The sequence below is a fragment of the Pseudomonas sp. P5_A2_2 genome, from assembly GCF_054177685.1.
In genome coordinates, this window is the sequence record NZ_JBGCUL010000880.1 from 1 (window position 1) to 1,844 (window position 1,844).

The window sequence follows — 1,844 nt, forward strand, 5'->3', positions numbered from 1 at the left end:
GCCGAACTGCGCGCCGTAATAGATACCGGCGAACATGATCAAGGCGCCAGTGGGGTCGACCTTGGCGGTGATCGGCAACAGCAGGGCCACCGTCAGCGCCGGACCGATCCCCGGCAACACGCCGATGGCGGTGCCGAGCAGGCAGCCGATGAACCCCCACATCAGATTGATCGGCGTCAGCGCCGCGGCAAAACCCATCGCCAGGCTTGAAAGAATGTCCACAGTGTCGATCTCCTTTCAAAGCCAGATGTTGATCAGCGACGGCAGGGAAACCCCCAGCCCGGCGTTGAACAGCCAGTAGATCGGCAGGGTCAAGGCAATGCCGATGGCCAGGTCCCGCAGGGGATGACGGCTGCCGAAACCCCGCGCCGAACAGGCAAACAGCAACCCGGCGGCCAGCACAAAACCGATGAGGTTGATCAGCAGCGCCACCCCGACAAGCCCCGCGGTCACCCAGGCCGCACCGGCTTTTCCACCGGGCACCGTGGCGGTGTCGTTATCCAGTTCGCGAAAGCCGCCACTGATGGCCTGATACCCCAGCAGCAGCCCCACGGCGCCCAGAAACCCTGCCACGACATAGGGATAAACGTACGCCGGCAGGATGACGAAACCCATTTCCGGCGGAAAACGGTAGGCACCCATCGCCAACACGACACTGATGGCGATCAGGCCGATGCCGACGGCCAATTGCGTCGGCACCACTGTACGTAGTGTGGCCATTTCAAATCAGCCCGACCTTGACCAGCATGGCGCGCAACCTCACGTGTTCTTCCTCGACGAATTTACCGAACTCATCGCCGGTCAGCACGCTGGGCGTCCAGGCGTTGGTCTGGATATTGTCCTGCCAGACCTTGCTGTTGGTGGCGGCCACGACCGCGTCGATCACCTCTTTACGCTGCTGCGGGGTGAGGCCCGCTGCACCGTAAACGCCGCGCCAGTTGCCGATCGTCACGTCATAGCCGCTCTCCTTGAGGGTCGGTGCCTCAATGCCGGGAACGCGCTCCGGCGCACCGATGGCCAGGACACGGAACTGACCGGTCTTGATGTATTGGCCCAGCTCGGCGTAACCGCCGGTGATCACCTTGAGCTGGCCGCCCAGCGCCTGGGCAACCACCTCGCCACCGCCACCAAATGCCACGTAATTCACCTTGTTGACCGGCACGTCCAGCTTGCCCGCCAGCTCGGCGATGCCGATGTGATCCACCGAGCCCTTGGAGCCGCCGCCCCAGGTGATGCTCGTCGGATTGGCCTTGAAGGCCTTGATCAGGTCATCGAGGGTCTTGTATTCGGACTCCTTGCGCACGGCGATCACGTTGTATTCGGTAAACAGCCGGGCAATCGGCGTCACATCCTTCAGGCTGATCTGCGGTTTGTTCTGTTCGATGCCCGCGACCATGATCGCGCCGACCACCAGCAAGGCGTTCGGGTCACCCTTGGTGCTGTTGGCAAATTGCGCCAGCCCCAGGGTCCCGCCCSCCCCGCCCTTGTTCTCGAAGGTCACGGCCTTGGCGGTATTGGCTTCGACCATGGCCTTGCCCAGCACCCTGGCGGTCTGGTCGTAACCACCGCCCACCGAACCCGGGGCCATGAATTTCACGGTATCCAGCGCGAAGACGGGGGCGACCAGCACGACAGCGGTCAAACCAGCGGCCATGCAGCGACTGAAACGACGGATCAAAGCGGACATGGGTATCTCCTGATTGCATTGTTTTTATAGGTGCCGTTCGCCCATCGAGGTGTGCGATGAACATGGGCCTGCGGACAAGCTTAGGCCATGGATCCGTGGGTTGATCTGTTTTGCTGAAACCACCTGCCAAGGACGCTGCAAACCCCCTGTGGGAGCG

General features: G+C 62.4%; 3 protein-coding genes. All 3 read right to left on the reverse strand.

Translation table 11 applies throughout. From position 1 onward, the window contains the following. Positions 1-222: tripartite tricarboxylate transporter permease (locus ACXRVY_RS26845; RefSeq protein ID WP_458238713.1), on the reverse strand; the 222-nt coding region annotated here is incomplete at its 3' end. A 15-nt stretch (positions 223-237) separates the two neighbouring features. Further along, on the reverse strand, positions 238-720 hold the full coding sequence (locus ACXRVY_RS26850; protein WP_223463343.1) for a tripartite tricarboxylate transporter TctB family protein: 483 nt from the start codon (positions 718-720) through the stop codon (positions 238-240). 1 nt (position 721) lies between these two features. Next, positions 722-1,687 carry a Bug family tripartite tricarboxylate transporter substrate binding protein gene (locus ACXRVY_RS26855; protein ID WP_458238714.1) on the reverse strand — a complete coding sequence of 322 codons (966 nt, stop codon included), beginning with the start codon at positions 1,685-1,687 and terminating at the stop codon, positions 722-724. Positions 1,688-1,844 lie beyond the last annotated feature (157 nt).

What these genes read in the sequence shown, in the direction of transcription:
- ACXRVY_RS26850 (WP_223463343.1), bottom strand. Translation starts at nt 720, where the DNA reads ATGGCCACACTACGTACAGTGGTGCCGACGCAATTGGCCGTCGGCATC.